7 protein-coding genes are annotated in these 6,970 nt (G+C 54.8%); 1 reads left to right on the forward strand and 6 read right to left on the reverse strand.

All coding sequences use genetic code 11. The features are described from left to right. The 6 genes from QZ303_RS03220 to pdxA all read right to left on the reverse strand — a co-directional run. On the reverse strand, positions 1-889 hold an 889-nt coding region (locus tag QZ303_RS03220), incomplete at its 3' end, for an inositol-3-phosphate synthase (RefSeq protein WP_295729016.1). A gap of 234 nt (positions 890-1,123) precedes the next feature. After that, the gene (locus QZ303_RS03225; protein WP_295729018.1) at positions 1,124-1,840 is read right to left on the reverse strand and encodes an HAD family hydrolase; all 717 of its coding nucleotides are present in this window, start codon (positions 1,838-1,840) and stop codon (positions 1,124-1,126) included. Beyond that, positions 1,827-2,789 carry a CDP-alcohol phosphatidyltransferase family protein gene (locus QZ303_RS03230; protein WP_295729019.1) on the reverse strand — a complete coding sequence of 321 codons (963 nt, stop codon included), beginning with the start codon at positions 2,787-2,789 and terminating at the stop codon, positions 1,827-1,829. Before QZ303_RS03230 ends, QZ303_RS03225 begins: the two co-directional genes overlap by 14 nt. Positions 2,790-2,794: 5 nt before the next feature. Beyond that, complete coding sequence (locus QZ303_RS03235) at positions 2,795-3,664, reverse strand: hypothetical protein (RefSeq protein WP_295729020.1); 870 nt, start codon at positions 3,662-3,664, stop codon at positions 2,795-2,797. A 59-nt stretch (positions 3,665-3,723) separates the two neighbouring features. Beyond that, positions 3,724-4,434: an NTP transferase domain-containing protein gene (locus QZ303_RS03240; protein WP_295729022.1), complete on the reverse strand. Its 711-nt coding sequence runs from the start codon at positions 4,432-4,434 to the stop codon at positions 3,724-3,726. A gap of 27 nt (positions 4,435-4,461) precedes the next feature. Next, positions 4,462-5,565 carry a 4-hydroxythreonine-4-phosphate dehydrogenase PdxA gene (pdxA, locus tag QZ303_RS03245; RefSeq protein ID WP_295729024.1) on the reverse strand — a complete coding sequence of 368 codons (1,104 nt, stop codon included), beginning with the start codon at positions 5,563-5,565 and terminating at the stop codon, positions 4,462-4,464. A 185-nt stretch (positions 5,566-5,750) separates the two neighbouring features. On the opposite strand from pdxA, the gene QZ303_RS03250 reads away from it, so the two are divergent. Further along, a partial coding sequence (locus QZ303_RS03250) for an RNA-binding domain-containing protein (RefSeq protein ID WP_295729026.1) occupies positions 5,751-6,970 on the forward strand: 1,220 nt, incomplete at its 3' end.

The following is a 6,970-nucleotide window of genomic DNA, read 5'->3' on the forward strand; positions in this document are numbered from 1 at the left end:
TGACCTCCTTGGTGCGGAAGTTGGCGGGTTCGTCAAGCACGAGACCGTCGCGGTTGCCGAGGATGTTGGTCGAGAACCAACCTGCAAGGCCGAGGCAACGGACACCAATGATGGGGGCGAAGCCTGACTTCACGAGGGTCTGGCCTGTCTTGAAGTCCTTGCCGGCGATAGGCATCTTGGTCTTTTCGGCAAGTTCCCAGATGGCGGGGATGTCGACGGTGGTGTTGGGGGCACCCATGATGAAAGGAGCGCCTTCGGAGAGGGCTGCATAGGCGTAGCACATCGAGGGAGCTACATGCTCCTTGTCATCAGCCTTCATGGCTTTCTCGAGGTCGGCCAGGGTGTAGTGGTAGTCCTTGTCGGGAGCCACATATACTTCGGTGGAAGCTGCCCAGAGCACTACGATGCGGTCGCAGCCATGCTCCTTCTTGAAGTTGCGGATATCCTCGCGGAGAGCTTCTACCATCTCCCAGCGGGTCTTGCCGTGCATGATGTTGTCGCCGTCAAGACGCTTTGCATAGTTGTGGTCGAAAGCGGCCTTCATGGGGACGATCTTCTCAAGCTCGTCCTTGACGGGGAGGATGTCCTTCTCCTTCAGAACCTCGGCGTTCATGGCCGATTCGAAAGCGTTGGCGGGATATACGTCCCACGAGCCGAACTCGATGTCGTTGAGATCGGCCATTGGCACGATCTGGTTGTAGTGGAGATATTTCTTGTCGGCACCTTCGCCTACGCGCATGATGTCGTATTGTGTCATTGATCCTACGGGCTTGGCCAGACCTTTGCGGGTCATGAGAACACCTGTGATGAATGTCGTGCTTACAGCTCCGAGTCCTACTACGAGAATACCGAGTTTGCCCTCGGCTTTCTTTACGTCAGTTTGGTTCATGATTGTGGTTGATTTTGTCTATTTGTTTATTGTCGTTTTTGTTGTTGAAACAAAGAGGAGTAGCCAATCAAGCCTCTGCGGCTGAATTAGCGTGTAAAAGTAGTCAGTATTTTTGAGTTGTAAAAAGTTTTCGAGACTAACTTTATTGAATTTTTGTGAAAAATGTCTAAATTTTAGCTCGATTGGTTAATTTGGCCTAATTTGTGGCCTTTTGGACTTTTAAATGTTAACGAATCAAAATACTGCTTCGGCTGCCTGCGTGAGATTTTCGATTATGCATGGATGCGTCACAGCGTCCTCTTCGGCTGTCCATCCTTTGCCTTTGAGCCATGCCACACGGCATCCGAGCGACTGGGCCGGGATGATGTCTTTTTTGTAGGAGTCGCCGACCACGAGCACCTGCTCCGGCGCGAGGCCAAGCGCCTCCACCCCGAGGCGGAAAATCTGCGGGTCGGGCTTGCGCACACCCACCACGGCGCTCTCCACGATGCTGTCGAAGTAACGCAGCAGGTCGAAGTCGGCGAGCACGGCCTGCACGTTGCCGTAGAAGTTGCTTACGAGTACCATCGGCACGCCGTGCTCTTTAAGCGAGTCGAGTACCGGACGGGCTTCCTCCACGCACTCGCGCGCGCGTTCATAACAGTATAGGGCGATTTCCCCGGCGAGGCGTTCGGTGTCGGATGGGTCGATGTGGCCATGCTCGGCAAGCCATCCAAGTTCGATACGCATCTTCTTCAGGAGCAGCACGTGGAAGTTGTCCTCTGGCATGATGTGGCGCACCTTGGCCAGCTCGCGTTCGGCGTAGACGTAGGCTTCGCGGAATGTGTCCTTGTCGACATCCACACCGCTTGCGCGGTAGCCGTCCCAGATCACTTCGCTCCAGTGCACACCGCGACTGTCGATGGTGCCGCCGTAGTCGAATATTACGCCTTTGATATCAGTATTTTCCATTTTCGAGTTCTTTGGTGAATGAGCGGCATATGCGCTCGTGGCGCACTATCATGTAGACGAGCAGGATGTTGAGTACCGTAAGCTCGAACGCGAAGTAGAGCCAGGGCATCCGCAGGAACAGCGCCGTGAACAGCGCTATGACACGCCAGTTGAATGAGAGTATGTTGGTGTACTTCATCAGCGGGAGGCTCTTGCGGCGGAACGCCTCGCGGAAACCGGCAGGTATCGTTCCCGAGGGGAAACGCTTGCGCAGTGTGGCGCGCAGTGCCTGCATCGACGGTGTAAGCACCTCCTGGTTGGCCGTGTAGTTGGTGTAGACGGTCAGCGTGAGCTTTTTCCAGAAGTCTTTGCTCCAGCTCAGTGTGTCGAGGCGTTTGCGCAGTTCCGAGCACGATTCAAGCTCGCTCCCTTCCTCTCCTTTGAGGAAGTAGAGATGGAACTGGCGGTAGTAGTCGGCGGCAGAGGCTTGCTTGGCGTGGCACATGCCGGTCACTACGGCCACTGCCCATATCACCCATGGGTGGGCGCTGAAAAACTCGGAAGTGACATTCTCGCGCAGGCAGATGGCCACATATATGGCGGCGAACCATAGGTCGCCCGACAGTCCGTCGAGTATGCGCCCGAGGCGAGAATACTGCTTGGTCATACGCGCGAGCTGGCCGTCGGCCGAGTCAAACGAGTTGGCCCATATCAGCAGCAGCATCCCTATGACGTTCATCCACATCTGCGGGAAGTAGAACATCACTCCCGCGCCTATCCCGAGAAATATGGATGCGATGGTGATGGCGTTCGGGGTCACGCCGAGGCGCTTTGCCAGGCATGCCCACATGTAGCCTATCGGGCGGTAGAACGCCAGGTCGATGTGCTCTTCTGTGTCCATCGACTTCAATGTGTCGCGGTAGCTCGACTTCGTGGCGCTGTCGGTCGAGGCTGTTTTTGTGTTGGCCATGGCGTTCATTTGTTTAAGCGTTCTTTGATGGACGATAGGATGCATTTGGCTATGTAGGGGGCGGCTTCCTGGCGGCATGGTGCGAAGCTGGGCCAGTCGTTGAAGTCGATTATGCGTATGTCGCCCTCGGGGCTTACGATGCAGTCGCCGCCGTAGACCTTCACGTCGAGCACCTCCGATGCGTTCTGGCAGATATCGCGCATGCGCTGTCGGTCGAATTCCAGGCCCCGGCTTTTACCGTTGATGGCCTCGTGGCCATACTTGGAGTGGCCGGCGTCGAAAGGATAGAACCAGAAGAAGAAAGGTGTCCCCTGCACTCCGTAGAACTTGATTAGGTCGCCTACGAGATGGCGGTTGATGACGGCGCGCTTGATGCCGCGCAGGAAATACTCCTGAAGCACCTCCTGGGCTTCTTCGGGATGGCGCACGTAGCTCACGTCCTCTTTGTGCATGGCGTGGAAGTCGCCGCGCTTTATCCAGCACTGGCTGAACCCTGCATCCTTCAGTGCCGACCTCACGCTCTCGTCGGTGTTGACGATGAGGCTTTCCGGGTAGGGGATGTTGCTCCCGACAAGTATGCGTGTCATGCGCTCGCGGGTGCAGTTCTCGATGCCGTAGCCCGAGTTTATCACGAGCGCACCGCGGTCCTCAAGCTGCTGTAGCCGCTGTATGGATTTCATTTCGCGGCACATGTTTATGATTATGTTCTCTTTGACGAGGCCGTTGTTGAACTGCTCCTCGCTGTAGATGTTGACCACGCAGCCGCGTTTGCGCAATTGGTCGGCCACGGCGTTGAATATGGCGGCATCGTTTCCGATGTGGTTTGGCGAGTATGCGCCGGCGCGCATTATGCCGGCTATGTTTATTTCAGCCATTGCTGTGTTGGATGATGATTGGTTGTGATGGTTCGTATGGAGTGTGGGGATGGGGTACCCTACTTGCCCATGGCTATGAAGCGCTGGGCTGTCTCTATGTCGCCGGCATGGTCCACGTCGATTATCTTGCTGAACGGGAATGCTTTTAACTTGAGGCCGCCATCGACCAGGGCGCGCTGATAGTTGCGCATGCGGCTCGTGCCTTCGGCCAGGCACCGGTCGAGTATGCCGAGGGCGGGTGGGGTGAGTCCGTAGATGCCTCCGGAGATGTAGCGCACGCCGTCCCACGGCTTGTCGCGGAACGCTTTTATCGTCATCGACGGTTCGTCCACGTCGATGTAGAGCGGCTTCTCGTCGTCTATGAAGGTGGTGACGCCCATGTAGCCGTCGGCATCGTCGCTCTCGGCGAAGGCGTTGACGTAGCTGCGGAAATCCTCCTCCAGGAATATGGTGTCGACGGTGGTGAGCACGAATTTGCCGCAGGAGGGGAACGTGCGGCTTACTTCGTAGAACGAATGCATCGAGCTGGGTGTCGATTTTACTGTCAGGTGGAACGGGATGTCGAGCGAAAGTCCTTCGAGATAGCTGCGCACGTCGGTCATCTGCTCGTTGACGATTATCGAGAGCGATTCGGCGTTGCAACCGAGCATCATGTCGATGAGGCGCTTTATCATCGGACGCCCGTCGAGATCCACGAGCGGTTTTGGCAGTTGCACGCCTTCCTGCACCAGGCGCGAGCCTTCTCCGGCTGCTATTATAGCGTAATGCACTGTTGTAGCTTATTAAGAGGTTGTTGATTATGCCTGCTGGGCGCTGTCATCTTTGCTGAGGTCGAGCACCACATTGTCCTTCCCTTTGTCGAAATACTGGCGGCGCAGCGGATTGGCCCGCGCGTCGTCGAAGGCGCATCGCGAGCGGAAAGTGTCGATAGCCATGTAGATGGCCTGGCGGAACGATTCTTCGGAGGCCACGCCCTGTCCGGCGATGTCGAAGCCTGTGCCGTGGTCGGGTGAGGTGCGCACGTAGGGGAGGCCGGCCGTGAAGTTAACGCCGGAGTCCATGGCGATGGTCTTGAATGGCGCGAGTCCCTGGTCGTGGTACATGGCCAGCACGCCGTCAAACTTGCGGTAGGCCTCCGTGCCGAAGAATCCGTCGGCGGCATATGGCCCGAAGGCGAGTATCTTCTCCTTGGACGCATCCTCTATGGCCGGTGAGATTATTTCGGCCTCTTCGTTGCCGAGCAGTCCGCCGTCGCCGGCATGGGGGTTGAGCGACAACACCGCTATGCGAGGATGTCCTATGTTGAAGTCGCGCATGAGCGACCGGTTGAATATGCGCAATTTTGCGAGTACGGCTTCGCGGGTGATGGCCTCTGCCACTTTTGCGATGGGGAGGTGGGTGGTGACGAGCGCTATTCGTATCCTGTCGTTGGCGAGTATCATAAGGGCCTCATTGCCGTCGCCAAGCGACGATTCGAGGTATTCGGTATGGCCCGGGAAGTGGAATGTGTCGCTCTGTATGGTGTCCTTGTTTATTGGTGCCGTGACGAGCACGTCGATGTCGCCTGAGCGGAGGTCGGCCACGGCCCTTTCGAGAGCTGCGAAAGCAGCCTCTCCGGCTGTTTTCGACGGTGTGCCCGGCTCGATCTTGAAGTCCTCGCCCACTACGTTGATTATGTTGGCCTCACCCTCCTTGGCCTGTGCGGCGTTCTGGATGGTGTTGACCTGCATCTGGGGCAGTTCCATACCCTTGCGGTAGTAGCCTACTATCTTGGCCGAGCCGTAGATGACGGGGGTGCATAGTTCCGCTATGCCGGGGTTGCTCAATGTCTTGAGGATCACCTCGTAGCCGATCCCGTTAGGGTCACCGTGGGTGATGCCTACTTTTATTTTTTTGTCCATTTCTGATTTCGTTGGTATGCTCGGGTAAAATGCCGCATATTTCCAATATCGGCCTATTGCCCCAATTTGGCCGTAAAATTACTCATTTTTTCCATTCCAGCCAACCTTAATGGCATTTATAACAAGGCAAAACACGTCGGATGGTTATTGCAGTGATGGCATAAAATGACTAACTTTGCTTTAGAATGACAAAAGAAGAGCTTGTAGCGAGGCTACGCGACATGGAATGGGATGACTTCGAAGTCAAGGCCGCGAAGTCTGAGTTGCCGAAGAATATTTGGGAGACCGTCAGTGCGTTTTCCAATACTTCCGGCGGTTGGCTTGTGCTTGGTGTAAAGCAATCCGGCAGGGTCTTTGAGATTCAAGGTGTGGATAACCGAGAGAAACTTGAACAAGATTTTCTTGGTACATTGCGTTCCGGCAAATTCAACACCACTATTTTCGCAATCCCCAAGCAATACACGGTTGACGGTTGTAAGCTTCTTGCGTTCTATATACCTGAGGTGGAGACAAAACCTGTATATTTCGGCAACCCCTCCAATACGTTTATACGGATGGGAAGCGGTGACCAAAGAGCGACGGAGGGAGAAATACGCGCCATGTTCCGTAACCAGTCATTCGGCAATAAAACGGAGGAGACTATCACTGGGTCAGGTGTTGAGATGCTCAATCTTGATGCTCTCCACAATTACCGTTTCGCACTTGGAGAGACAAGCAACCTTGTTGATCTTCGCGACGTCAGCGATGTCGAATTTTGCGAACAAGTCAATATCACCAACAAAGGGTTGCTCACATACGCCGGACTTCTGATGTTTGGGAAAGCTCCGTATGTATTGCGTTATGTACCTACTTTTTGCATAGACTATATCGAAATTCCCGCTCCGACAATCCAACAGGCTGAGGTCAGGTATACTTACCGCATCCCGGAACAGCAGAACATATGGGAGGCTGTGCAGATTATACTGCGTCGTTTCCGTACACTTGTTGATGCTCCGATACACATCAGGGATGACGGTTTTGCGACGACAGACGAAAGCCAATATAAGGTTCTTCGAGAAGCCTTGGCAAACATGGTGATGCATTGTGACCATTTTGATTCCCTACGCTCATGTGTGCGGGTCTATACGGATCATATCGAGTTTATGAACGGTGGAGCCTTTCCGCTCCCGGTCAACGAAATACTCGGCAAGATATATTCCAAACTCCGTAACCCTACCATAGCCAAACTTTTCCGTTATGTCGGTATCGCCGAAAACGCCGGATATGGCATGAGCAAACTTACAAGTTGGGAAACCCTTACCGGGACCAAACCCACCATTGAAAGTGACCGCACCATCGCCACTGTCACTTTCCCTCTCATATCCGCAATCCAACGGATAGCAGACACCAACAATGCCGATGTCGC

The organism is uncultured Muribaculum sp. (assembly GCF_910583865.1).
Taxonomy (GTDB): Bacteria; Bacteroidota; Bacteroidia; order Bacteroidales; family Muribaculaceae; genus Muribaculum.

Excerpts from the sequence above, each read along its gene's own strand:
- QZ303_RS03225 (WP_295729018.1), bottom strand. The coding sequence starts at position 1,840 with ATGGAAAATACTGATATCAAAGGCGTAATATTCGACTACGGCGGCACC.
- QZ303_RS03235 (WP_295729020.1), bottom strand. The coding sequence starts at position 3,664 with ATGGCTGAAATAAACATAGCCGGCATAATGCGCGCCGGCGCATACTCG.
- pdxA (WP_295729024.1), bottom strand. The coding sequence starts at position 5,565 with ATGGACAAAAAAATAAAAGTAGGCATCACCCACGGTGACCCTAACGGG.
- QZ303_RS03230 (WP_295729019.1), bottom strand. The coding sequence starts at position 2,789 with ATGGCCAACACAAAAACAGCCTCGACCGACAGCGCCACGAAGTCGAGC.